The organism is Burkholderia sp. 22088 (assembly GCF_052045915.1).
GTDB lineage: Bacteria > Pseudomonadota > Gammaproteobacteria > Burkholderiales > Burkholderiaceae > Burkholderia > Burkholderia cepacia.
In genome coordinates, this window is record NZ_JBQEPY010000035.1 from 21,752 (window position 1) to 45,914 (window position 24,163).

Annotated in this window: 19 protein-coding genes; 8 read left to right on the plus strand and 11 right to left on the minus strand. The window is 67.9% G+C overall.

Annotation, left to right across the window (positions count from 1 at the left end):
- Positions 1-34 precede the first annotated feature (34 nt).
- Positions 35-790 (plus strand): glucose 1-dehydrogenase, encoded by a 756-nt coding sequence (locus tag ACTJLD_RS40680; protein WP_059697634.1) that lies wholly within the window; start codon positions 35-37, stop codon positions 788-790.
- A gap of 176 nt (positions 791-966) precedes the next feature.
- Here ACTJLD_RS40680 and ACTJLD_RS40685 read toward each other — a convergent pair whose 3' ends face one another.
- Positions 967-2,484, minus strand: coding sequence for a purine-cytosine permease family protein (locus ACTJLD_RS40685; protein WP_301825791.1), 1,518 nt, complete (start codon positions 2,482-2,484; stop codon positions 967-969).
- A 202-nt stretch (positions 2,485-2,686) separates the two neighbouring features.
- Positions 2,687-3,334 carry a glutathione S-transferase family protein gene (locus ACTJLD_RS40690; RefSeq protein ID WP_027789417.1) on the minus strand — a complete coding sequence of 216 codons (648 nt, stop codon included), beginning with the start codon at positions 3,332-3,334 and terminating at the stop codon, positions 2,687-2,689.
- A gap of 104 nt (positions 3,335-3,438) precedes the next feature.
- On the opposite strand from ACTJLD_RS40690, the gene ACTJLD_RS40695 reads away from it, so the two are divergent.
- Positions 3,439-4,557 (plus strand): transketolase-like TK C-terminal-containing protein, encoded by a 1,119-nt coding sequence (locus ACTJLD_RS40695; RefSeq protein WP_440661682.1) that lies wholly within the window; start codon positions 3,439-3,441, stop codon positions 4,555-4,557.
- Positions 4,558-4,575: 18 nt separating this feature from the next.
- On the opposite strand, the gene ACTJLD_RS40700 is transcribed toward ACTJLD_RS40695, so the two are convergent.
- Positions 4,576-5,031: a MarR family winged helix-turn-helix transcriptional regulator gene (locus ACTJLD_RS40700; RefSeq protein WP_027789419.1), complete on the minus strand. Its 456-nt coding sequence runs from the start codon at positions 5,029-5,031 to the stop codon at positions 4,576-4,578.
- A gap of 173 nt (positions 5,032-5,204) precedes the next feature.
- Between ACTJLD_RS40700 and aceE the strand changes: the two genes are divergently transcribed.
- Positions 5,205-7,889 carry a pyruvate dehydrogenase (acetyl-transferring), homodimeric type gene (aceE, locus tag ACTJLD_RS40705; RefSeq protein WP_440661684.1) on the plus strand — a complete coding sequence of 895 codons (2,685 nt, stop codon included), beginning with the start codon at positions 5,205-5,207 and terminating at the stop codon, positions 7,887-7,889.
- Positions 7,890-7,945: 56 nt separating this feature from the next.
- Here aceE and ACTJLD_RS40710 read toward each other — a convergent pair whose 3' ends face one another.
- Genes ACTJLD_RS40710 through ACTJLD_RS40720 form a run of 3 tightly spaced genes read right to left on the minus strand, consistent with a single transcriptional unit; the run spans position 7,946 to position 13,891 of the window.
- Positions 7,946-9,469, minus strand: coding sequence for an efflux transporter outer membrane subunit (locus ACTJLD_RS40710; RefSeq protein WP_440661686.1), 1,524 nt, complete (start codon positions 9,467-9,469; stop codon positions 7,946-7,948).
- Entirely contained in the window at positions 9,466-12,639 is a 3,174-nt protein-coding gene (locus ACTJLD_RS40715; protein WP_440661688.1) for an efflux RND transporter permease subunit, read from the minus strand. The genes ACTJLD_RS40710 and ACTJLD_RS40715 overlap by 4 nt, the downstream gene beginning before the upstream one ends.
- Positions 12,640-12,652: 13 nt before the next feature.
- Complete coding sequence (locus ACTJLD_RS40720) at positions 12,653-13,891, minus strand: efflux RND transporter periplasmic adaptor subunit (RefSeq protein ID WP_440661690.1); 1,239 nt, start codon at positions 13,889-13,891, stop codon at positions 12,653-12,655.
- Positions 13,892-13,971: 80 nt separating this feature from the next.
- Between ACTJLD_RS40720 and soxR the strand changes: the two genes are divergently transcribed.
- Positions 13,972-14,451: a redox-sensitive transcriptional activator SoxR gene (gene soxR, locus ACTJLD_RS40725; RefSeq protein ID WP_059522233.1), complete on the plus strand. Its 480-nt coding sequence runs from the start codon at positions 13,972-13,974 to the stop codon at positions 14,449-14,451.
- Between the two features lie 54 nt (positions 14,452-14,505).
- Here soxR and ACTJLD_RS40730 read toward each other — a convergent pair whose 3' ends face one another.
- A complete protein-coding gene (locus tag ACTJLD_RS40730; RefSeq protein ID WP_272546297.1) occupies positions 14,506-15,267 on the minus strand; it encodes an SDR family NAD(P)-dependent oxidoreductase in 762 nt (253 codons plus the stop codon).
- A gap of 108 nt (positions 15,268-15,375) precedes the next feature.
- On the opposite strand from ACTJLD_RS40730, the gene ACTJLD_RS40735 reads away from it, so the two are divergent.
- Positions 15,376-16,287: a LysR family transcriptional regulator gene (locus tag ACTJLD_RS40735; protein ID WP_027789426.1), complete on the plus strand. Its 912-nt coding sequence runs from the start codon at positions 15,376-15,378 to the stop codon at positions 16,285-16,287.
- Between the two features lie 22 nt (positions 16,288-16,309).
- On the opposite strand, the gene ACTJLD_RS40740 is transcribed toward ACTJLD_RS40735, so the two are convergent.
- Positions 16,310-16,963: a TetR/AcrR family transcriptional regulator gene (locus tag ACTJLD_RS40740; protein ID WP_027789427.1), complete on the minus strand. Its 654-nt coding sequence runs from the start codon at positions 16,961-16,963 to the stop codon at positions 16,310-16,312.
- A gap of 148 nt (positions 16,964-17,111) precedes the next feature.
- Here ACTJLD_RS40740 and ACTJLD_RS40745 point away from each other — a divergent pair, with 148 nt between their 5' ends.
- Together ACTJLD_RS40745 and ACTJLD_RS40750 are read left to right on the plus strand one after the other, a co-directional pair.
- On the plus strand, positions 17,112-18,404 hold the full coding sequence (locus tag ACTJLD_RS40745) for an NAD(P)/FAD-dependent oxidoreductase (RefSeq protein ID WP_440661694.1): 1,293 nt from the start codon (positions 17,112-17,114) through the stop codon (positions 18,402-18,404).
- Between the two features lie 44 nt (positions 18,405-18,448).
- On the plus strand, positions 18,449-18,847 hold the full coding sequence (locus ACTJLD_RS40750) for a DUF3331 domain-containing protein (RefSeq protein WP_021163619.1): 399 nt from the start codon (positions 18,449-18,451) through the stop codon (positions 18,845-18,847).
- Positions 18,848-18,864: 17 nt separating this feature from the next.
- Here ACTJLD_RS40750 and ACTJLD_RS40755 read toward each other — a convergent pair whose 3' ends face one another.
- On the minus strand, positions 18,865-20,193 hold the full coding sequence (locus ACTJLD_RS40755; RefSeq protein WP_060173516.1) for a dicarboxylate/amino acid:cation symporter: 1,329 nt from the start codon (positions 20,191-20,193) through the stop codon (positions 18,865-18,867).
- Positions 20,194-20,419: 226 nt separating this feature from the next.
- On the minus strand, positions 20,420-22,171 hold the full coding sequence (gene ggt, locus ACTJLD_RS40760; RefSeq protein WP_060085561.1) for a gamma-glutamyltransferase: 1,752 nt from the start codon (positions 22,169-22,171) through the stop codon (positions 20,420-20,422).
- Positions 22,172-22,534: 363 nt separating this feature from the next.
- Between ggt and ACTJLD_RS40765 the strand changes: the two genes are divergently transcribed.
- The gene (locus ACTJLD_RS40765) at positions 22,535-23,413 is read left to right on the plus strand and encodes a MurR/RpiR family transcriptional regulator (RefSeq protein WP_027789432.1); all 879 of its coding nucleotides are present in this window, start codon (positions 22,535-22,537) and stop codon (positions 23,411-23,413) included.
- 27 nt (positions 23,414-23,440) lie between these two features.
- Here ACTJLD_RS40765 and ACTJLD_RS40770 read toward each other — a convergent pair.
- Positions 23,441-24,163 (minus strand): AAA-associated domain-containing protein (locus tag ACTJLD_RS40770; protein ID WP_440661698.1); only part of this gene is annotated, 723 nt, incomplete at its 5' end.

Genomic DNA, 24,163 nt, shown 5'->3' on the forward strand with positions numbered 1-24,163 from the left:
CGCACATCCCCCCACACTCACGGGAGCAAGCAGCATGAAACGACTCGAAGGCAAGGTGGCGCTGATCACGGGTGCTGCCCGCGGCCAGGGCGAAGCGGAAGCGCGCCGGTTCGTCGCCGAAGGCGCACGCGTGGTGATCGCCGACGTGCTGGACGACGCCGGCCGGCGCGTCGCGGCCGAACTCGGCGCCGCCGCCCGATTCCAGCATCTCGACGTGACGAGCGAGGCCGGCTGGCAGGCTGCCGTCGATGCAACGCTCGCGCATTTCGGCCGGCTCGACATCCTCGTGAACAACGCGGCCATCCTGAAGCTCGTGCCGATCGAAGCGTGTTCGCTCGACGACTATCGCAAGGTGATCGACGTGAACCAGGTCGGCTGCTGGCTCGGCATGAAATCGGCCGTGGCCGCGCTGAAGGAAGCCGGTGGCGGCTCGATCGTCAACGTATCGTCGACGGCCGGGATGGAAGGCGTCGCGGGCGGCAGCGCGTACGTATCCAGCAAGTTCGCGGTACGCGGAATGACGAAGGCCGCCGCGCTCGAATTCGGCCGCTACGGCATTCGCGTGAACTCGGTGCACCCGGGAGGCATCGATACCGTGATGGCGCGCCCGCCCGAGTTCGCCGATTTCGATCCGTCGTCGATCTACAGCGGCCTGCCGATCGCGCGCATCGGCAAGCCCGAGGAAGTCGCCAGCCTCGTGCTGTTCCTCGCGTCCGACGAATCCGCGTACTGCACGGGGTCGGAATTCATCGTCGACGGCGGGATGCTCGCGGGCAGCACGTTCCACTGACTCGCATCGAAGCCGGCGCGCGCCTGCCAGCCCGGCAGGCGTTTTCGTTTGCGGCGGCGACACGTGGAAGTTGCGGCCGCCTCCTGTCGCGATCACACGCCCCGAAACGACGATGCCGCCGGCGGCTCTCCCGCGCGGCGGCATCGTCATCTGCGCAGCGCTGCACCACGCGCCGCTCAGTATCCCTTCGGCTGGATCGCCGGCGCGCCGTTGCCGCGCGCCGCCTGCGTGCCGCCGCGCACGAAGCGGCGCCCGTGCGGGCCGTACACGCCGTCCGGTTCCGGGTACAGCGTCAACAGCGCGAAATACAACATCCCGCCCATCACCAGCGACACCGGCACGCTCAGGTCGAGCCCGCCCGCGAGGTTGCCGAGCGGCCCGACGAACTGGCCCGGCAGGTTCACGAACGACAGCCCGACGAACGCGGCCGGCAGCCATGCGCCCATCGCGCGCACGTTCCAGCCGTGCGTGAACCAGTAATGGCCGCCGCGCAGCCCGCGGTTGAACACCTGCAGGTCGTCGGCGAGATAGTGGCCGCGCCGCGTCACGTAGCCGATCACCATGATCGCCATCCACGGGCAACTGAAGGTATCGATCAGCGTCGAGAACGTCGCGACACTTTCGACGAGGTTGAACCAGAAGCGGCCGACGAAGATGAACGCGATCGCGATCGTGCCGATCAGCAGCGTCGCACGCACGCGATTCAGGAGGCGCGGGAACATGCTCGACACGTCCAGGCCGGTACCGTACAGCGCGGTCGTGCCGGTCGACATCCCGCCGATGATCGCGATCAGGCACATCGGCAGCAGGAACCAGCGCGGCGAGATCGCGAGCAGGCCGCCGACGTAGTCGTTCGACGCAATGAATGCGGGCGCCTTCGCGGCGATGATCGTCGCGGTCGCGAGGCCGAAGAAGAACGGCACGAAGGTCGCGATCTGCGCGGCGAACACGGCGCCCATCACACGATGCTTCGGCGTGTGCTGCGGGATGTAGCGGGCCCAGTCGCCGAGCGTCGACGCGAACGACACCGGGTTGCTCAGCGCAACCAGCACCGCGCCGACGAACGCGGCCCAGAAGCCCGCGCTGCCCTGCTGCACCGTGCCCGCGTAGTTCATGTCGAACAGGCCGGCGAACGCGAACAGGCCCGCGACGAACAGCACGCTCGCGGCCCACACGGCGATCTTGTTGACCCACAGCATGAAGCGGAAGCCGTAGATGCAGACGATCAGCACGAGCACCGCGAACACCATGTACGCCGCACCGAGCGTGAAGCCGTTGACCGGCACGCCGACCATGTTGTGCGCGCCGCCGACGAGCGCGTCGCCCGAGCTCCACACCGCGAGCGAGAAGAACGCGATCGACGTGAGCAGCGCGAGGAACGAGCCGACGATCCGGCCGTGGATGCCGAAATGCGCGCCGGACGACACCGGGTCGCTCGTGCCGTTGCGCGGGCCGAACAGGCTCATCGGCGCGAGGATGCAGGTGCCGGCGAGCACGCCGAGCACGATCGCGCAGACACCCGCCTTGAACGACAGCCCGACCAGCACGGGAAAGCTGCCGAGCACCGATGTGGAAAACGTATTGCAGCCGCCGAACAGCAACCTGAACAGATCGATCGGCCGTGCATAGCGCGATGCATCGGGAATGCGCTCGAAACCGAACGATTCGACCTGCGTAATCCTGCCTTCACTCATTTGTCTCCAGCTCCTCTTGTGCATCTGTACGGCCCGGGACTGCGGCGATACGACACATCGTCATCGATTCGCGGCCACTCTAAACCGGATCGCGCGGCGCAAATATCACGCATTCGAGACGTTTACGACGAAGGAGAACAATGTTTCCCGGCAGGCCGGCGGCCGGCGCCCGCGCCATCCGTACGGCGCGGGCGATGCGACGTCAGTTCGCGCGCTCTGCCGCCGGTGCGCGGCATGCGATCAGGCCCCGCTGAACGGCTTGCCGCGCCTCGATACCGGCGAGCCAGCGCTCGACGTGCGGGTAGCCGGCGAGGTCGAGATCGAGCTCGGCCGCCGTGCGCAGCCACGGGAACGCGGCGATGTCGGCGATCGAGTACCGCGACGAAGCGAGATACGCCGATTCCGCCAATCGGCCGTTCACGACGCCATAGAGACGCCGCGCTTCGTTCCGGTAGCGCTCGAGCGCTTGCGCATTGACCGTCTTCGATGCATGCAGGAACCACCAGAGCTGGCCGAGCATCGGCCCGATCCCGCCGATCTGGAAGTGCAGCCATTGCTGCACCGCCGTGCGCTCGGCCAGCGTTTCCGGATGCAGAAAGCGCGTCTTCGCGGCGAGATAGCCGAGGATCGCGCCGGATTCGAACACGGTCAGCCCGGTGTCGTGGTCGACGATGGCCGGGATCTTGCCGTTCGGGTTGATCGCGAGATAAGCCGGGCTGCGCTGCTCGCCGGCGGACAGGTCCACGTGCACGCGCTCGTGCGCGAGCCCGGCCTCCTCCAGGTAGATCGCGATCTTGTGCCCGTTCGGCGTGTCGGCCGTGTAGAACGTGAGGGAATGCGTCGAAGTCATGTCGGTCCTTGTCTTCCGGTTGTCGTTGCAACTACAATCGTTGCAATTGCAATCCTATGCCGAAACCGACGCCCCGGCGACATGCCAATACCAAAAGGAGGGACATGCAGACTGCGCGATCCGGTCCGCCCGTGCGGACGCCCGACACCCGCCGCGCCGCGGTGGCCTGCCTCGAAAAGCTGCTGACGCAGCGGCTCGCGCCGCGTGGCCGTGCGGTGTCGCCGCTCGGCGCGATGCGCGCGGCCGCCGATTGCCTCGAACGCGATGCGGTGACATCGGAACACGTCTGGATCGTGCGAGCCGACACGCGTGCGCCGTTGGCAGACGCGGGGGCGCATCGCCGCATCAGCGCCTGGCCGCTGCGGTTTCTCGATGCGCGCAAGCGGTTCGAGCGGCCGCTGCTGTACCTGCTGCATGCACGCGCGACCGACCGGCTGCGGCTGGCGTCGATCGAAACCGTCGACCGCGGGATCTTCGTGAACGATGCCGAAACGCTCGCGTCGTCCTGGCCGAAAGGCGTGACGCCCGACGTCCCGCACTGGCTGGCCGCGAACCCCGCGTGCACGCCATACGATCCGGCCTCGGGGCATGAGGCGATCGCGATCCTCCGCCACGCGCTGCGGGCGCTTTATGTCGCCGGCCAGCCGGGCTTCTGCTACCTCGCGAGCCACGACGACCCCGTGCCCGATGCGAAACCGCTGTCGGCCACCGCGGCCCGCGATGCGTTCAGCGGCATGGTGCGGGCCGGCCGGCGGGCGGCGGCCGGCGCGGCCGCCCGGATCCGGCTGTGCGGCGCGGGCAGCACGCTTGCACAGGTGCAGGAGGCGGCCGATCTGCTGCGCGACGAATGGCGCGTCGATTCGACGATCTGGAGCTGCCCGAGCTACACGCAGCTCGCCCGCGACGGTCACGCGGCCGACCGGTGGAACCTGCTGCACCCGCACGACGAGCCGCAGGTCGCACATGTGCGCCGATGCATCGGCGACAGCCGCACGCCGGTGCTCGCCGTGACGGGCTATGCGCGGCACGTCGCCGCGCAGATCGGCGCGTTCGTCCCGGCCCGCTTCGCGGCGCTCGGTGCGGACTCGGCGGGCCCGGACACCGGCGCACGCGCGCCCAATGCGCGCTGGATCGCCGCGGTCGCGCTTCGCCTGCTGGCCGACGACGGCCGCGTGCCTGCCGACTGGGCCGTGCAGGCGATGCGCCGCCACGCGAGCGGCTGACGCGCCGGCGGGCCGCCGCTACTTCGCGTCGGCTGCCGCCTCGCGCGCCGCGGCGGTCGCACGGTCGAGCGCGGCGGCCATCGCCGCCTGCTCCTTGCCGCCGAACTGATCGAGGAAGAGTTCCGCGACCGTCGACTGGTACACCTTCCACATCTTCTTGCGCAGCGTGCGCCCCTTGTCGGTGATGCTCGCGTACGCGGCGCGGCCGTCGTCCGCCGAACGGGCGCGCGTGACGAGCCCTTCCTGCTCGAGCCGGTCGACCAGCCGCGTGAGGTTGTAACGCTCGATCGCGAGCACGTCGGCCAGCTCGTGCATCCGGCGCGTACCGTCGGGCCCGCTCTCGAGCCCCCACAACGCGTCGTACCACGCATACGCCGGCAGGCCGGCAGCCGCGAGGCGGCGCTCGATTTCGCGAATCATCGTCCGGTGTGCGCGGACGAACGAGAACCACAGATCGGGTTCGGGTGCGCTCATGTCAGGTCGTTCCTCTCATTGAATTGCAGTTGCAATTAAATTTTACCTCGATAACAATTGCCCTCATACGATTGCAATTGCAATTATCTGCCCGCCGATCGACGGGCGTCCCGTCGCGCGATGCGGCGCCACGACCGCCGCCCCGCGCAGCCTTATGCTTCTGGAGACATTGCATGACCGCACCTCTCGCGCTACCCGACATCGACCCGCAGGAAACCCGCGAATGGCTCGATGCGCTCGAATCCGTGATCGCGCTCGAGGGCCGCCCGCGCGCGCATTACCTGATCGACCGGCTTTCCGACCTCGACGCGGCGCGCCACGGCGACCTGCACGGCCGCGTGACGACCGCGTACGTGAACACGGTGCCGCGCGAACGGCAGCCGGCCTATCCGGGCGATCTCGCGCTCGAACGGCGCCTGAACGCGATGATCCGCTGGAACGCGATGGTGATGGTGCTGCGCGCCGGCCGGCATTCGAACGTCGGCGGGCACATCGCGACCTACCAGTCGGCCGCGGTGCTGTACGACGTCGGTTTCGATCACTTCTTCCGCGGCCGCACCGATACTTTCGACGGCGACATGGTCTACATCCAGGGCCATTCGGCGCCCGGCATCTATGGCCGCGCGTACCTGGAAGGCCGCATCACGGACGCGCAACTCGACAACTTCCGCCGCGAGACCGGCCGCGAAGCGGGACGCGACGGGCTGTCGTCGTATCCGCATCCGCGGCTGATGCCGGATTTCTGGCAATTCCCCACCGTGTCGATGGGGCTCGGGCCGCTCACGGCCGCGTATCAGGCGCGCTTCATGCGCTACCTCGAATATCGCGGGCTGAAAGCGCATCAGGGCCGCAAGGTCTGGGCATTTCTCGGCGACGGCGAAATGGACCAGCCCGAATCGCTCGCCGCGATCTCGCTCGCCGGGCGCGAACGGCTCGACAACCTGATCTTCGTCGTCAACTGCAACCTGCAGCGTCTCGACGGCCCGGTACGCGGCAACGGCAAGGTCATCCAGGAACTCGAAGGCACGTTCCGCGCGGCGGGCTGGAACGTCGTGAAGGTGATCTGGGGCGGCGGCTGGGATCGCCTGCTCGAACGCGACACAACGGGCCTGCTGCGTCAGCGCATGATGGAATGCGTCGACGGCGACTACCAGACCTTCAAGTCGCAGAGCGGCGCGTACGTGCGCGAGCATTTCTTCGGCAAGTATCCCGAACTGCTCGAGCTCGTCGCCGACCTGTCCGACGACGACATCTGGAAACTCGCGCGCGGCGGCCACGATCCGGAAAAGGTGCATGCGGCCTATACGCAGGCAATGCACGCGGACGGGCGGCCGACCGTCGTCCTCGCGAAGACGGTCAAGGGCTTCGGAATGGGCGAAGCCGGCGAAGGCCAGAACGTGAACCACCAGTTGAAGAAGATGAGCGCGGATGCCGTACGCGCGTTCCGCGACCGCTTCGCGCTGCCGGTCAGCGACGCGCAACTCGACGACCTGCCGTACCTGAAACCCGAACCCGGCAGCGCCGAGGCACGCTACTTCGCGGAACGCCGCGCCGCGCTCGGCGGCCACGTGCCGGCCCGCTTCAGCGAAGCGACGCCGCTGCCGGTGCCCCCGCTCGCCGCGTTCGACGCGCAGCTCAGGGACAGCGGCGAACGCGCGCTGTCCACGACGATGGCGTTCGTGCGCATCCTCGGCACGCTGCTGAAGGATCCGGCGCTCGGCAAGCTGGTCGTCCCGATCGTGCCGGACGAATCCCGCACGTTCGGAATGGAGGGGCTGTTCCGCCAGATCGGCATCCACTCGCATCTCGGCCAGCTCTATACGCCGCAGGACGCGGGCCAGCTCAGTTACTACCGGGAAGCGAAGGACGGGCAGATCCTGCAGGAAGGCATCAACGAATCGGGCGCGATCGCGTCGTGGATCGCAGCCGGTACCGCCTACAGCAACCACGGCCTGCCGGCGATCCCGTTCTACATCTTCTATTCGATGTTCGGGCTGCAGCGGGTTGGCGATCTCGCGTGGGCGGCCGGCGACGCGCGTACGCGCGGCTTCCTGCTCGGCGCGACGTCGGGCCGCACGACGCTGATGGGCGAAGGGCTGCAGCACGACGACGGGCACAGCCACGTGCTGTCGTCGGTGATTCCGAACTGCGTGTCGTACGACCCGACCTATGCGTACGAACTCGCGGTGATCGTGCGCGACGGGCTGCGGCGGATGTTCGCGGAACAGGAGGACGTCTACTACTACATCACGCTGCTCAACGAGAACTACCCGCATGCGGCGCTGCCCGACGGCGCGGAGGCCGGCATTCTCAAGGGCCTCTACCTGCTGCGCGAAGGCGCGTCGCGCGCGGCCGACGTGCCGCACGTGCAGTTGATGGGCAGCGGCGCGATCCTGCGGGAAGTGATCGCCGCGAGCGACCTGCTCGCGCAGGACTTCGGCGTGTCGAGCGACGTGTGGAGCGCGACGAGCCTGAACGAGCTGCGCCGCGACGGGCTGGCCGCCGAACGCTGGAACCTGCTGCATCCCGACGAGGCGCCGCGCGTGCCGTACGTGCAGCAATGCCTCGACGGCCGCACGGGGCCGGTGGTCGTCGCGACCGATTACATGAAGATCGTCGGCGACCAGATCCGTGCGTTCGTCGACGGCCGGCGCTTCGTGTCGCTCGGCACCGACGGCTTCGGCCGCTCGGATACGCGCGACGCGCTGCGCACGTTCTTCGAGGTCGACCGGCACTTCATCGTGGTCGCGGCGCTGAAGGCGCTCGCCGACGACGGCGCGATCCCGCGTGCGCGCGTCGGCGAAGCCATCCGGCGCTACGACATCGACATCGACAAGATCGATCCGGCCAGCGTGTAGTCACGCGGCGCGCGGCAGGCAGGATTGCGCCGGCCTGCCGCGCCGCCTTGCCCGCGCTACTGCCCCGACTGCGCGAGCGGGCCTTGCGGCCCCTGCCCCGTTCCCGACGGCCAGCCGCCCGCAAGCGCCTTGTACAGCGCGACCGTCGACGCCGCACTGCGCATCCGCCCGTCGGCCGCCGCATCCTGCGCCTGCAGCAGCGTGCGTTGCGCGTCGAGCACTTCGTAGTAGTCGATCGCGCCCGCCGAAAAACGCGCCTGCGCCAGTTGCGCGGCACGCGCGCTGTCGGTCGCGGCCCGCACGAGATGATCCGTCTCGTCACGCGTGCGTGCCGCACGCAGCAGCGCGTTCTCCGTTTCCTCCAGCGCCCCGAGCACGGTCTGCCGGTATTGCGCGAGCTGCCCGGCCGCTTCCGCATCGCTCGCGGCGATCCGTGCGCGCACGCGGCCGACGTCGAGGAACGACCAGTCGATGCCGAGCGCGATCAGGTTCGTATCGCTGCCCGCACGGAAGAACCCGTAGCTGCTCGTCGCGCTGCCGAGCAGGCCCGACAGCGTGAAGCGCGGAAACAGGTCGGCCGTCGCGACGCCGACGCGTGCAGTCGCCGCGTGCAGCCGCGCCTCGGCGGCCGCGACGTCGGGCCGGCGCCGCAGCAGGTCGCCCGGCGTGCCGGGATCGATGTCGGCGGCCAGCACTGGCAGCGGCACGGGCGTGCCCGCCGACGCGGCGGCCTTCGGGAGATCGAAGCGGCCGATCAACGCATCCGGCGTCTGCCCGGTCAGCACCGCGAGCCGGTGCTCGTCGACGCCGATCGCCGCTTCGTACACGGCGATCCGCGACGTCGTCGATTCGTACTGCGCGCGCGCCCGCGCCGCATCGAGTTCGGAGCCGCGCCCCGCGCCGACGCGCGCATTGATCAGCGCGAGCGTCTGCTTCTGGTTGTCGGCGTTCTCGCGTGCGATCCGCAGCCGCTCCTGCGAGCCGCGCAAGTCGACGTACGTGCTCGCCACCTCGCCGGCGATCGCGACGCGCACCGCGCGCACGTCCGCCGCGCTGGCAGCCGTCTCCGCGCGCTGCGACTCGATCGAACGACGCACGCGGCCGAACAGGTCGAGTTCCCACGCCGCATTGATCCCGACGCTGGACGTCGGCGTATCGCGCTGGCTGCGCGGCGCCCCGAACGCCTGGTCCTTGCTCATCAGCTGATGACCGATCTTCCCGCTCGCGGTGATCGTCGGGTAGCGGTCGAACGTGGCCTGCGACAGCAGCGCATTCGATGCGTCGTAGCGCGACACGGCGACCTGGAGATCCTGGTTCGCCGCGAGCGCCGTGTCGATCAGCTGCGTCAGCTGCGGATCGCCGAAACCGCGCCAGAATGCGGCATCGGCATCGGCCGACGCGTCGGGCGGCGTATCCGGCGTCTTGCCGGACGGCAACACGTCGCGCTGCGCCGCCGGATGCGCGTCGCGGGCAAACCGCTCGGCGGTAGCCGTATCGGGCCGCCTGAAATCGGGGCCGACCGCGCATGCGGCGAGCGTCACCGACATCGCGAGCGCGGAAAAACGGAAAGCGGCGCTCATCGGTTTTCTCCTTCGAGGGTGCCGTGGTGTTCGCTCCACACGGCCGGCGTGCCGCCCGCGAGCTTGCGGATCGCGACATAAAACACGGGCGTCAGGAACAGCCCGAACAGCGTGACGCCGAGCATCCCGGCGAACACGGTGATGCCGGTGGCGGCCCGCACTTCGCTGCCCGCGCCGCTGCCGATCAGAAGCGGCACCGAACCCGCGATGAATGCGACCGACGTCATCACGATCGGACGCAGCCGCAGCTTGCACGCTTCCAGCGCGGATTCGATCACGCCCTTGCCCTGGATTTCCAGCTCGCGCGCGAACTCGACGATCAGGATCGCGTTCTTGCACGCCAGCCCCATCAGCACGACGAGCCCGACCTGCACGAACACGTTGTTGTCGCCTCCCGACAGCCACACACCGAACAACGCCGCACAGATGCACACGGGCACGATCAGGATCACCGCGAGCGGCAGCGTCCAGCTCTCGTACAGCGACGCGAGCACGAGGAACACGAGCATCACCGCGAGCGGGAACACGACGATCGCCGCGTTGCTCTGCGTGACCTGCTGGTAGCTCAGGTCGGTCCACTCGAGCACGATTCCCGGCGGCAGCACGTCCTTCGCGATCTGCTGCAGCTTCTCGATCGCCTGCGACGACGACATCACCTTCGGATCGGCGTCGCCGATCAGGTTGGCGGCCGGATAGCCGTTGTAGCGGACGACCGGGTCGGGCCCGTACGCGGGCGCCACCGTCACCATCGAGCCGATCGGCACCATCTCGCCCTTCGCGTTGCGCGTGCGCAGGTTCGCGATGTCGGCGGCCGTCTGCCGGTGGCCGGCATCCGCCTGCGCCATCACGCGGTACACGCGGCCGAACAGGTTGAAGTCGTTCACGTACATCGAGCCGAGATAGACCTGCAGCGTGCTGAACAGGTCGGTCAGCGCGACGCCCTGCGCCTTCGCCTTCAGCCGGTCGACCTTCACCTCGAGCTGCGGGATGTTCGCCTGGTACGAGCTGACCGGGTAGCTCATCCCCGGCGTCTTCGCGACCGCGGCCTGGAACGCGGTGAGCGCGTTCTGCAATGCGCCGTAGCCGAGCCCGCCGCGATCCTCCAGGTACAGCGAATACCCCGAGCCGTTGCCGAGGCCCTGGATCGGCGGCGGCATCAGCGCATAGGTGATGCCGCCGCCGATGGTCGCGAAGCGCGCGTTCAGGTCCGCGTTGATCTGCGCGGCGCTGCGGTGGCGCTGGTCGAACGGCTTCAGGATCACGTACGAGTTCGTGATGTTCGGCGTGTTCACGCCCTGCAGCGCGTTCAGCCCGGCAAACGCCGGCACCATCTCGACACCGTCGGTGCCGAGCGCGATCTTCGTCATCTGCTCGGTCACCTCGCTGGTGCGCGCCAGCGACGCGCCTTCCGGCAGCTTCGCGCCCGCGAACAGGTACAGCTTGTCCTGCACCGGGATGAAGCCGCCCGGCACCGCGCTGAGCAGCAGCGCGGTCGCCCCGAGCAACGCCGCATAGACCGCGAACACCACCCCGCGCCGCTTCAGCGTGCGCGAGACGACGCCATGATAGCGATCCGAGCTGCGGTCGAAGAAGCGGTTGAACGGACGGAACAGCCAGCCGAACGCGCGGTCGATCCCGCGCGTGAGCGCATCCTTCGGCGCGCCGTGCGGACGCAGCAGCTTCGCGGCGAGCGCGGGCGACAGCGTCAGCGAGTTGATCGCGGAGATCACCGTCGAGATCGCGATCGTCACCGCGAACTGCCGGTAGAACTGCCCCGTGACGCCCGACATGAACGCCATCGGCACGAACACCGCGCACAGCACGAGCGCGATCGCGACGATCGGCCCCGACACCTCGCGCATCGCCTGGTGCGCGGCGTCGCGCGGGCTCAAGCCCTGCGCGATGTTGCGCTCGACGTTCTCGACGACCACGATCGCATCGTCGACCACGATCCCGATCGCGAGCACGAGCCCGAACAGCGTCAGCGTGTTGATCGAATAACCGAGCAGATAGAGCCACGCGAACGTGCCGACCACCGAGACGGGCACCGCGACGAGCGGAATGATCGACGCGCGCCATGTCTGCAGGAACAGGATCACGACGAGCACGACCAGCACGACGGCCTCGATCAGCGTGTGCTGCACCGCGCGGATCGAATCGCGCACGAATACCGTCGGATCCCATACGGGACGGTACGCGACGCCGGGCGGGAAGCGCTTCGACAGTTCGTCGAACTTCGCATACACGGCCTTCGCGACTTCGAGCGCGTTCGCCCCCGGCGACAGGAAGATGCCGACCACGGCCGATTGTTTGTCGTTGAAGTACGAGCGCAGCGTGTAGTCGCCCGCGCCGAGCTCGACACGAGCAACGTCGGACAGCTTCACGACCTGGCCGTCGTCGCCGTTGCGCAGCACGATGTCGCCGAACTCCTGCGCCGTGCGCAGCCGGCCGCGCACGTTGATCGACAGGAGGAAGTCGTTTTTCTTCGGTGTCGGCTCCGCGCCGAGCTGACCCGCCGACACCTGCACGTTCTGCTCGCGCACGGCGGCAATCACGTCGCTCGCGGTCAGCCCGCGCGACGCGAGCCGGTTCGGGTCGAGCCACAGCCGCATCGCGTAGTCGCCGGAGCCGGACAAGCCGACGTCGCCGACACCGGTCAGCCGCGACAGCTCGTCCTTCACGTGCAGCGTCAGGTAATTGCGCAGGTACAGCGAATCGCGGCTGTTGTCCGGCGAATAGAGGCTCACGTACATCAGCGGCGTCGGCGACTGCTTCTGCGTGGTCACGCCGTACTGGCGCACCTCGTCGGGCAGGCGCGACAGCGCCTGGCTCACACGGTTCTGCACGCGCACGGCGGCCGTGTCGGGATCGACGCCCTGCAGGAACGTGACGACGACCTGCAGGCTGCCGTCCGACCCGGCGACCGACTTCATGTACATGATGCCTTCGACACCGTTGATCGCCTCTTCCAGCGGTTCGGCGACCGATTCGGCGATTTCCTTCGGGTTCGCGCCCGGGTACGTCGCACGCACGACGACGCTCGGCGGCACGACTTCCGGATATTCGCCGGCGGGCAGCATCGGAATCGAGATCAGGCCGATCGCGAAGATGACGATCGACAGCACGACCGCGAAGATCGGCCGGTCGATGAAGAATCGGGAGAAATCCATCGTATCGCTCCCGTCACTGCACGGCCGGCGCGCCGGCATCGGCGACGGCCTGCGTGCCGTTGCCCGATCCGCTGCCCGCGCCATAATCGGCACCAGCACCAGCACCGGCATCGGCGCGTACGGGCAGTGCCTTCGGCTTCACCTGCGCGCCCGGATAGTAGATCCGCTGCATGCCGTCGACGACCACGCGGTCGCCCGCCTGGATCCCCTTCTCGATGATCCGCTCGCCGTCCAGCCCGCGGCCGATCGTCACGTCACGGCGCAGTGCCTTGTCGCCGGGGCCGATCACATACACGTACTTGCGGTCCTGGTCGGTGAGCACGGCCTTGTCGTCGACGAGCAGCGCATCCTGGTCGCGGCCGCTGACGAGCTGCACGCGCGCATACAGGCCGGGCGTAAACGCATGGTCCGCATTCGGCAGCCGCACGCGCGCGCGGATCGTGCCCGTCTGCGGGTCGAGACGGTTGTCGAGGAAATCGACGGTGCCCGCATGCGGGAAGCCCGTCTCGTTCGCGAGGCCCACGCGAACCGGATCGGCGCCGATCGCGCGATGCTTCGGGTCGGCACGCCGTGCGTTGTAGCGCAGGTAGCTCTGTTCATCGCAGTCGAAATACACGTAGACGGGGTTCTGCGACACGACGGTCGTCAGCAGCGTGTCGTCCGCGCGCGCCAGGTTGCCGACGGTGGCGACCGCGCGGCCGACGCGGCCCGCGATCGGCGCACGCACTTCGGTGAAACCGAGATTGAGCTTCGCGTCGGCGACGGCCGCGTCGGCTGCCCGCAGGTCCGCCCGCGCCTGCTCGGCCGTGGCGCGCGCGTTGTCGAGTTCTTCCTGCGACGTCGCATGCGCATCGATCAGCGTCTGCACGCGCTTGAGCTGCACGTTCGCGAGGCTCGCGGCCGCGCGGGCCCGCTGCAGCTGCGCGTTCGCGCGATCGAGTGCGATCCGGTACGGGCGCGGGTCGATCTCGAACAGCAGCGCGCCCTGCGCGACCAGGTCGCCCTCCTTGTAGGCGACGCGCTGCAGATAGCCGCTCACGCGCGGCCGCAGTTCGACTGCGTCGACCGCTTCGACGCGTCCGTTGAATTCGTCCGCGAGGCGGATCGTGCGCGGCGCGATGGTGGCAACGCCGACTTCGGGAAGGGCCGGGGCCGACGATGCGCCTTTGCCGTCGTGACAGCCCGACAACGCCAGCAGCAGTGCACAGGCCGCACCCAAAGGCGACGTCCTGCGTAGGGATAAGGAGAGCATGATGCCTCGCGACGGGTTAAACTGCCGCGTAGCATAAAAGTTGAAGTTAACTTCAAGTCAAGCTTTCCCGGAGGGGTGTCATGGGTATCCAGGAAATCCCGCAATGGCCGCTGATGTCGATCCGCGAAGTGGCCGCGCGCAGCGGCGTGCCGGCGTCGACATTGCGGTTCTACGAGACGCGCGGGCTCATCAAGTCGCACCGCAACGGCTCGAGCCATCGCCACTATTCACGCGCGGTGCTGCGGCTGATCGCGTTCATCGTGTTCGCGCAGAAGATCGGCTATTCGCTCGACGAGATCGCCGAGCAGCTCGTCAGCCTGCCCGAGGACACCGCGCCGAGCAACAAGGATTGGCAGCGGCTGTCGCGCGGCTGGAAGCAACGCGTCGCGAGCCGGATCGAGGAACTGCAGCGGCTCTACATCAACCTCGACGAATGCATCGGCTGCGGCTGCCTGTCGCTGAAGCGCTGCAAGCTGACGAACCCGGAAGATCGCGCGGGCCGCAACGGGCCCGGCGCGCGGCGCTGGCTCGGCGATGCGCCGCCCAAGGATCTCGAATGACCGGTGGCCGGGCGAGGCGCGCGATGCCGTGCCCGGCCGCCGGTACGGATGGCGTCACCCGACGCGCCAGCCGCCGTTCACCGCGATCGTCGCGCCGGTGACGAACGACGCGCGCGGCCCGGCGAGCCACGCGACCGCGTCCGCGATGTCGTCCGGATGCCCGGCGCGGCCGGCCGGCGTCTGCTCGCGAATCGTCGCCGCGATGGCCGGCGCGACGCCGCCGTCGCCGAAGAAGCGTGTGTCGGCGATATAGCCTGGCGCGACCGTATTGACCGTCGCGCCGCGCGGCCCGAGTTCGCGCGCCAACGCAACGGTGAACCCTTCGACGCCGGCCTTCGCCGCCGCGTACGCCAGGCCGCCCGGCAGCAGGCTGCCGGCGCGCGCCGCGATCGAGCCAAGGTTGACGATCCGCGCGTCGCGCTCGGCCAGGTGCGGCAGCACGGCCAGGGTCGTCACGAACAGGCTTTTCAGGTTCGCGTCGAGCACGGCATCCCACACGGTCTCGGCCTCGCCCGCCTCGGTGTCCGCGCTAACGCGGCCGGTCAGCCCCGCGTTGTTGACCAGCACGTCCACGCAAGGCCGCTGCGCGACGATCGCGGCGACCGCCGCCTCAGCCTCGCGCCGCACGCTCAAATCAGCGGCCTGCCCGATCGCCGCGCCGCCGAGACGCGCGACGGCCGCGTCCAGCCGCGCCGTGTCGCGCCCGACGATCGCGACGCGATACCCATCCTCCACCAGCCGCCGTGCGATCGCGAAGCCGATCCCGCTCGACCCGCCCGTGACGATCGCCGTCCGTTGCCGTTCACTGCCCGTCATGTCCTGCCCTCCCGAATGTTGACGATTGCCGACAGTGCAAGTCTGGGCGTGGCGAGGTGATAGGTAAAATACGAATTCGATGATCCACTGATACACGAGAGGTATCGCATGGTCGATCTGCGCCAGTTCAGGCAATTCATCGCGGTTGCCGAGACGCTCAGCTTCCGGCGTGCGGCCGAGCGGCTGCACATGGCGCAGCCGCCGCTCAGCGCGGCGATCCGCAAGCTCGAGGACGAGCTGGGCGTCACGCTGCTCGAGCGCGACAACCGCGGCTCGACGCTCACGCCGGCCGGCGAGGCCTTCCTGCTCGAAGCGCGGCGCGCGCTCGAACAGGCCGAACGCGCGGTGGCCGTGGCCCGCCGCGCGGGCGCGGGCCTCGGCGGCACGCTGCGGCTGCGCTTCGTCGACAGCACCGTCAACGCGCTGCTGCCGCTGATCCTGCGGGCGTTCCAGGAACGCCATCCAGGCGTCGATTTCCTGCTCGAGGAAGGCACGACCGCCGAGCAGGTGCTCGCGCTGCGCCACGACCGCACCGACATCGGCCTCGTCGTGCTGCCGGTGGCCGACGCGGGCGACGTGCGCGTCGAGCCGCTGCTGCGCGACCGGATGGTCGCGGCGCTGCCCGACGGTCACCGGCTCGCACGCCGCCGGCACATCGCGCTCGCCGACCTGGCGGACGACCCGTGGGTCATGTTCGCCGCGCACCACGGTCCCGGCATGCATGCGCTGATCGTGACCGCGTGCGCGCAGGCCGGCTTCGCGCCGCGCGTCGTCCAGCAGCCGCGCCAGATGCAGACGACGGCCGGGCTCGTCGCGGGCGGTATCGGCGTCGCGCTGATGCCGCGCCTGTTCGTGCCGATGCAACCGAAAGGCATTACGTTCTGCGAACTGAAGGGTGCGGGCAGCCCGCTCGCGTACGAGCTGGCGATCGCGTACCGGACGCCATCGCCGCTCGTCGATGCGCTGCGCGAGACCGCGCGAAACGCGGTGCGCGAACTGGGGCTGGTCGCCGCGACGTGAGTGTGCGCGTGGCGCGCGGCGCTCAGTCGCCGACGAGGTTGAACGCGGCGTCGGTCACGGCACGCCGGAACGCGTCCGGCTGCGTGGGCAGCGACGTGAACTCCAGCATGATGTGGCTGTACGACACCGTGTTGCCGATCGCGCTCGCGATCATGAAGAACAGCACGTTCGGATCGACCGCGCGAATCGCGCCAGCCTGCACGGCGTCCGCCAGCAGCGGGAACATCACGTCGTAATACGGACGGACGAGCCGCTCCTGCAGCCGGTCGAGCCGCCCGCCCACTTCGGTCGCCGCCGTCGAGAAGAACATGCCCATGTCGGGTTCGTCGAACTCATGGTCGACGCACAGCTCGAGTGCGCGCCGCACGCGTTCGCGATGCGACAGCGGCGACGTGCGCAACGCACGCAGCGCATCGAACATCGGCTCGGCGATCTCGACGATCTGCTCGACGACGGCCAGCCACAACGTTTCCTTCGTACCGAAATGATGGGCGATCAGCGCCGCGTCGATGCCCAGCTCGCGCGCGACCTCGCGCACGCTCGTCGCGTCGTAGCCCCGCTTCGCGAACGTACGGCGCGCGGCCCGCAATATCACGTCCGGTCCGACTGACGCCCCGGCCAGCGGCCGCCCTCGCATACGCCGCTTGCCCGGCGCGCGCTCAGTGACTTCAGCCACGTTTCCCTGCTCTCCTTGAATGATTCGAATGCGCCTGTTCCGGCCCCGCTTCAGCACCGCCGAAACCGCGTGATTTGCCCTGCTCCGTTGACACGCGAAGCCGGGAAGCGCTAGGATCATACCTTATTCATCACGTGATGATTTATCCATGGCAACCCCTACACGTATCGTCATCGTCGGCGGCGGGATCGCCGGACTGCAGCTCGCCACCCGTCTGGGCGAGCGTCTCGGCCGGTCCGGGCGTGCACAGGTCACCGTCGTCGACCGCAGCCCGACCCACATCTGGAAACCGATGCTGCACACGATCGCGGCCGGTACGCGCGACGTGCAGCAGCAGCAGGTGATCTTCCTCGCCCATGCCCGCGATCACGGTTACACGTACCAGCCCGGCGAACTGAAGGGGCTCGATCGCGCGCGGCGCCGCGTGCAGCTCGGCGAGATCCGCTCGCAGGACGGCGAACTCGTGCTCGACGCCCGCGAACTCGAATACGACGTGCTGATCCTCGCGCTCGGCAGCCAGGCCAACGATTTCGACACGCCGGGCGTACGCGAGCACTGCTATTTCATCGACAGCCAGCCGCAGGCCGAGACCTTCAACGAAGCGTTGCGGATGCGCGTATTTCGCAGCATCGCGCGCGACGAGCCGTTCCGCGTCGCGATCGTCGGTGCCGGCGCGACCGGCGTCGAGCTTGCCGCGGAGCTGAGCCGCCTGCTGGAAGTGGCACAAGCCTATGGCGACGAAACGGTACGCGACCGGCTGCAACTCACGCTGCTTGAAAGCGGCCCGCGCATCCTCGCCGCATTTCCGCCGAAGATTTCCGCATCGGCACAGCAACGGCTCGAACAGATCGGCTTTCACGTGCTGACGTCGACCCGCGTCACGTCGGCCGACGCGAACGGCTTTCACTACGGCGACGGTTCGTTTGCGGAAGCCGACCTGATGGTGTGGGCGGCCGGCGTGAAGGCGCCCGATTTCATGCAGGCGCTCGGCGGCCTCGACACGAATCGCGCGAACCAGATCGTCGTCGGCCCGACGCTGCAGGCAACGGGCGACGAACACGTGTTCGCGATCGGCGATTGCGCGAGCCTGTTGCCCGACGGCCAGGAACGGCCGCTGCCGCCCACCGCGCAGGTCGCGACGCAGCAGGCCGAGCATCTCGCGAAGCACCTGCCCGCGTGGCTCGACGGCAAGCCGATGCCGCCGTTCGCATTCCACGATTTCGGCGCGCTCGTGTCGATCAGCGACTACGACGCGTTCGGCACGCTCGGGCAGTTCGGGTTCTTTCGTGGCGGCTTCATCCAGGGGCGATTCGCGCAGTTCAGCCACCTGATGCTCTACCGGCGGCACCAGCAGGCGCTGCACGGCTTCTCCAAAGCGAGCCTGCTGTGGATCGCCGAACGGATCAACGGCTGCGCGCGGCCGCGCATCCGCCTGTCGTGATGCCGCGCGTTGCGGTGCCGCGTAACGTTTCGAGGAAAACTGACATGAACAACCGTATCGCCCCCTGGCTCATGACCGTCGCCGCGATCGGCAGCTTCGACATGCCGTCCGTCTCGTGGGGCACGCCGCGGCGGCGCAGCGTCACGCGCGACCGGCTGCCGTCGTGGGACGCGACGAGCAAGCCGGCCATCAGCGTACTCGAGCGGCCCACGGCCGACACCGTGATGATTTCCTGGCGCGACGCATGCACCGGGCACTACGGTTATCAGAAGTGGCGGTTGTTCACCACGCGCAAGCGCGGCGTGTGCGCGCTGTCGGGGCAGCCGATCGAGATCGGCGACAGCGTCTATGCGCCGCAATTGCTCGGCTCGACGCCGGGCAACGCCGCCGCGATGGTGCTGGCCGCGTGCATCGACGCGGCCCGCCCCGCCGAGGCGGCCTGAAGGCGCGGGATACCGCTTCAGGCCGTGGTGACGCGATCCGCCTCGCGGGCCGCCTCGTTCATCCGTGCTTCGGCTTCCTCATCCAGCCGCGCCGCATTCGCTTCGGCTTCCGCTTCGGGCATCAGCTCGCCTTCCCATTTCGCGACCACCGCGCTGGCGATCGAGTTGCCCACTGCATTCGTGGCCGAACGGCCCATGTCGAGGAACGTATCGACGCCGAGAATCAGCAGCAGCCCGGCTTCCGGGATGTTGAACTGGTGCAGCGTCGCGGCGATCACGACGAGCGACGCGCGCGGCACTCCGGCCATGCCTTTCGACGTCAGCATCAGGATCAGCAGCATCGTGACCTGCGTGCCGAGCGACAGGTGAATGCCGTACGCCTGCGCGATGAACAGCGACGCGAACGTGCAGTACATCATCGAGCCGTCGAGGTTGAACGAATACCCCATCGGCATCACGAAGCTCGAGATCTTGCGGCGCACGCCGAAACGGTCGAGCGCATCGAGGATCTTCGGATACGCGGCTTCCGAGCTCGCGGTCGCGAACGACAGCATGAACGCTTCCTTGATCAGCACCAGCAGCTTGAACACGCGGCGGCCGAGGAACAGCAGCCCGGCGATGACGAGCGTGCCCCACAGCAGGAACAGGCTCAGGTAGAAGTCGCCCATGAACACCGCGAACTTCAGCAGGATCGACAGGCCATTGATCGCGACCGTCGACGCCATCGCCGCCAGCACTGCGAGCGGCGCGAGCTTCATCACATAGCCTGTAATCCTGAGCATCACGTGCGCGAGCTGGTCGATCGCCGCGACCAGGATCTTGCCGCGCTCGCCGAGCGACGCAAGCGCCACGCCGAAGAACATCGAGAACACGACGATCTGCAGGATCTCGTTGTTCGCCATCGCCTCGGCGATCGACTTCGGCACCATGTGGCCGACGAAATCCTTCAGCGTGAACTTGGACGTCGCCAGATGCGCGGACGCGCCGATATCCGGCAGCGGCAACCCGAGGTTCTCGCCGGGCCGCAGCAGGTTCGCCATCAGCAGGCCGAGCAGCAGCGAGATCAGCGACGCGGTGACGAACCAGCCGAGCGCCTTCACGAACACGCGCCCCACCGACGACGCGTCGCCCATGTGCGCGATGCCGACGACGAGCGTCGAGAACACCAGCGGGCCGATCACCATCTTGATCAGCCGCAGGAACACGTCGGACACCAGCGAGATGTACCCGGCGATCTCCGCCGCGGACTGCTTGTCCGGCAGTTGCGTATAGATCATGTAGCCGATCAGGATGCCGGCCGCCATCGCGAGCAGGATCCAGCCTGCCGCGGACATTCGTTTGTTCATGATGGAATTCGATGCACGGGAAGAAGTTGAAGGATGAAAGGCGCGCGTCCCGTGCCGTGCCAGGGAGCGTGCGTGGCGAGCCGGCCGTGCACGGAGTGTCGACAACGGCCGGCGGCGCCGGTCAGGCTCGCGGATGTCCGCGAACCGACGGACTGCCGCCGCAACGACGCTCGCGCAAGGGCGAACGTCGTCGGCGGCGGTTCATCTCGATGCGGACGGGATCGGGTCAGTAGCCGATTGCCGATCCGGCCGGACGACGCGGGTCGTTGTAGCCGTAGATGAAGCCGACACGCACGTTGCCGGACACGGACGAATCGTTCCCGGAACTCTGGCGGCTCGCGGCTTCGGTGCCCGGCAGGCCGACCATGATCAGCTCGGCGGCGCCCCACGGCGTCTGCTCGACCATCTTGTAGCCCATGTTGCGCAGGATCGCGAGCGTGTCGGGCGACAGGCCGTAGGTCTCGTAATAGACCTCGTCAGGCAGCCACTGGTGATGGATCCGCGGCGCGGTGACGGCATCCTGCGGCGTCATCCCGTAGTCGATCACGTTCAGCACCGTCTGCAGCGTGATCGTGATGATGCGCGACCCGCCCGGCGAACCGACCACCATGAACACCTTGCCGTCCTTCTTCACGATGGTCGGCGCCATCGACGACAGCGGACGCTTGCCCGGCGCGATCGAGTTGCGCGTGCCCTGCACGAGACCGAACAGGTTCTGCGCGCCGACCTTCACGGTGAAATCGTCCATCTCGTCGTTCAGGAAGAAGCCCGTGCCCGGCGCGATGACCACGGCGCCGAAGCGGCCGTTGACCGTGTAGGTCGTCGACACCGCGTTGCCGTCCTTGTCGACGATCGAATAGTGGGTCGTCTCCGGCTTCTCGTGCACGCCGACGCCCGGCTGCACGTCCACCGACGGCGTCGCCGTATCGGCATGGATGCTCTTGCGGATCTGCGCCGCGTATTCCTTGCTCGTCAGCTTCGCGACCGGGTTGTCGATGAAGTTCGGATCGCCGAGCAGCGTGTTGCGATCCTCGTATGCGTGCCGCATCGCTTCGGTCATGTAGTGGACCGCCGCGGCCGAGTGGTAGCCGAGCTTGCGCAGGTCGTACCCTTCGAGGATGTTCAGCGTCTCGCACATCGTCACGCCGCCCGAGCTCGGCGGCGGCGCCGACACGAACTCGTAGCCGCGATACGTGCACGTCAGCGGCGCCATGTCCTGCGCGCGGTAGGACGCGAAATCGGCGGCCGTGATCACGCCGCCCGCGCGCCTGGCCGCGGCCTCGACGATCTTCGGGATCTCGCCGTGATAGAACGCGTCGGGCCCCTGCTCCGCGATGCGCTCGAGCGTGCGTGCGAGGTCCTTCTGCACGAGGCGGTCGCCCGGCTGCAGCGGCGTGCCGTCCGGGCGGAGGAAGATGCGCGCCGCTTCCGGGTCCTTCCTGAAGCGCGCGACCGTCGTGTCGAGGATGTCCGTATCGCCGCGCGTCAGCACGAAACCGTCGCGCGCGAGCCGGATCGCCGGCTCCATCACCTGCCTGCGCGTCAGCTTGCCGTACTTGCGCTGCGCGAGATCGAGGCCCGCGACCGTGCCCGGCACGCCGACCGCGCGATAGCCGTACAGGCTGTCGTCGGGGATGACGTTGCCGTTCGCGTCGAGGTACATGTTCGCGGAAGCCGCGGCCGGCGCGGTCTCACGGAAATTGATGAAGCGGTCGCGACCGTCGGCCAGGTGGAGGGTCATGAAACCGCCGCCGCCGATATTGCCGCAGCACGAATTGGTCACGGCCTGCGCATAGCCGACCGCCACTGCCGCATCCACCGCGTTGCCGCCTTCCTTCAGGATGTCGACGCCGATCTGCGACGCGAAGTGCTGCGAGGACACGACCATGCCGTTCTTCGCTTCGACCGCCGGGTCCGACGCGGCGAACGCGCACACGCTCATTGCCGACAACAGGGTGAGTACTACGAGCCGCCTCATGACGGAATCCTCCAGACAAATAAACCGTGCCATGCCGGAATGCGACGCCGCATCGTCACGCATCGAAGCATCGATTCGCGATGTAATGAACCGTACATTCCAGCGAGGCCGCGATCATAGCACTCGGTTTTTTACACCAAAACCTAGGGTTATCACTGAACCACGAACGAATATCGACCGGATGTTTTCTTTATCAATGTATGTTTCATTACATTCATTGACGAGCCGGCCGACCGTGCGATGCGTCCCTCTAAATCCGGGGTACGGGCGGCCTGCCGCACGTCAATCGGCTAACATGCGTGGGTTCGCCGGCAGACGCATGTCTGCCGTTTGTCATTTGGATTGAGAGAGTCGGAGTGCCCGATGGGGACGAGCATCAGGGCGTTGCTGTTATCCCAGATGGATAGCTTCACGCCGTCGGAACAGAAGGTTGCGCAGGCGTTGCTGGATCGCTATCCCAGTCTCGGGCTGGGGCCCATCGCGCAATTCGCGAAGCAGGCCGACGTGAGCGACCCGACCGTGTTTCGCTTCGTCGTCAGGATCGGGTTTCCCAACTATTCGTCGTTCCAGCAGGCGCTGTATGGCGAAATCGACACCGCGATGAATTCGCCGCTCGCGCGGATGGATGCATTTCACTCGGCTTCGGGGCTGCGCGACAGTCATGCGGCGATTTTCCAGCGGTTGTCGCAATCGCTGGCCACCACGATCGAAGGGCTCGATGCGGCGGCGTTCGATGCTGCCGTGGCACTGCTGGCCGATCAGGACGTTCGCGTTTTCTGCGGCGGCGGGCGTTACACCGCGCCGCTCGCTTCGCTGTTTTCGTTCACGCTCGCGTATGCGCGGCCACGCGTCCAGTATGTCGAGCCGAATGTGAATCTCGCCTCGGTCGCCCTGGCGGACATGGGGCCCGGCGACGTGCTCGTCATTTTCGATTTCCGCCGCTACCAGCGCGACAGCATCCGGTTCGCGCAAGCCGCCCACCAGCTCGGCACGCGCGTGCTGCTGGTCACCGACGAATGGCATTCGCCGATCGGGGAATTTGCGGAGATCGTGCTGCGGATCCAGGGGCAGCCGTTCGCGATGCTGCAGACCAACGTGCCGGCGCTCGCGCTCGCCGAAGCGCTCGTGATCGGCGTGACGAACCGGTTGCCTGAGCTGGCAAGGCAGCGGATGGAGAGGATCGAATCGCTCAATACCGGCGGAATCGAGCAGCACGCCAACAGTCGCGATCTGCCCGAATGACGATCGCTCGCCATTCGGGCACGGACTTCAGCTCTCGACATCCTCGAGACTGAACACTTCCGTCTTGTCGTTATACGAAAAGACTTCGCCGTAGCGCCCCCAGTCGATCACCGCGTCGAGCGTTTCCTCGGCGGCTTCATCGGACAGGAAATCCTCCAGCTCCTGCTCGAAGCGCACGCGCGGTGCGCGATGGCCCGGGCGCTCGTTCAGCACCTTCCTGATCCGTGCAGCCAGCGGCACGTGCTTCAGCAGGTGGTCGGCGAACATCAGCTTGCGCTCCTGCGTGCCGAATTCCGCGAACACACGCGCCGGCGGCGTCAGGAACACGTCCCCTTCCCGCACGTCCGCGAAGCCGAGGTATTGCAGCACTTCGGCGATCGGGAACAGTTCGTCGACCTCGAGATGCAGCGTGCGCGCGATTTCCGGCATGTCCGCGCGGCCGTGGTACGGCGCCATCGCGAGCGTCTCGATCAGGCCGGCCATCAGGTTGGTCGACACGCGCGGCATCCAGCTGCCGAGCTCCAGCCCCTTCTTCGTCGCCTCGTTGGTCTGACGCGCGGTCATCTTCGCGTAGATGTCGTCGACCAGCTTGCGGAACGCCGGGTCGAGCCGGTTGCGCGGATGCTTGAAAGGCACCTTGATCTCGGCGATCACGCGGCCCGGGTTCGACGACAGCACGAGGATCCGGTCGCACATGAACACCGCTTCCTCGATGTTGTGCGTGACGATCAGCACCGACTTGATCGGCAT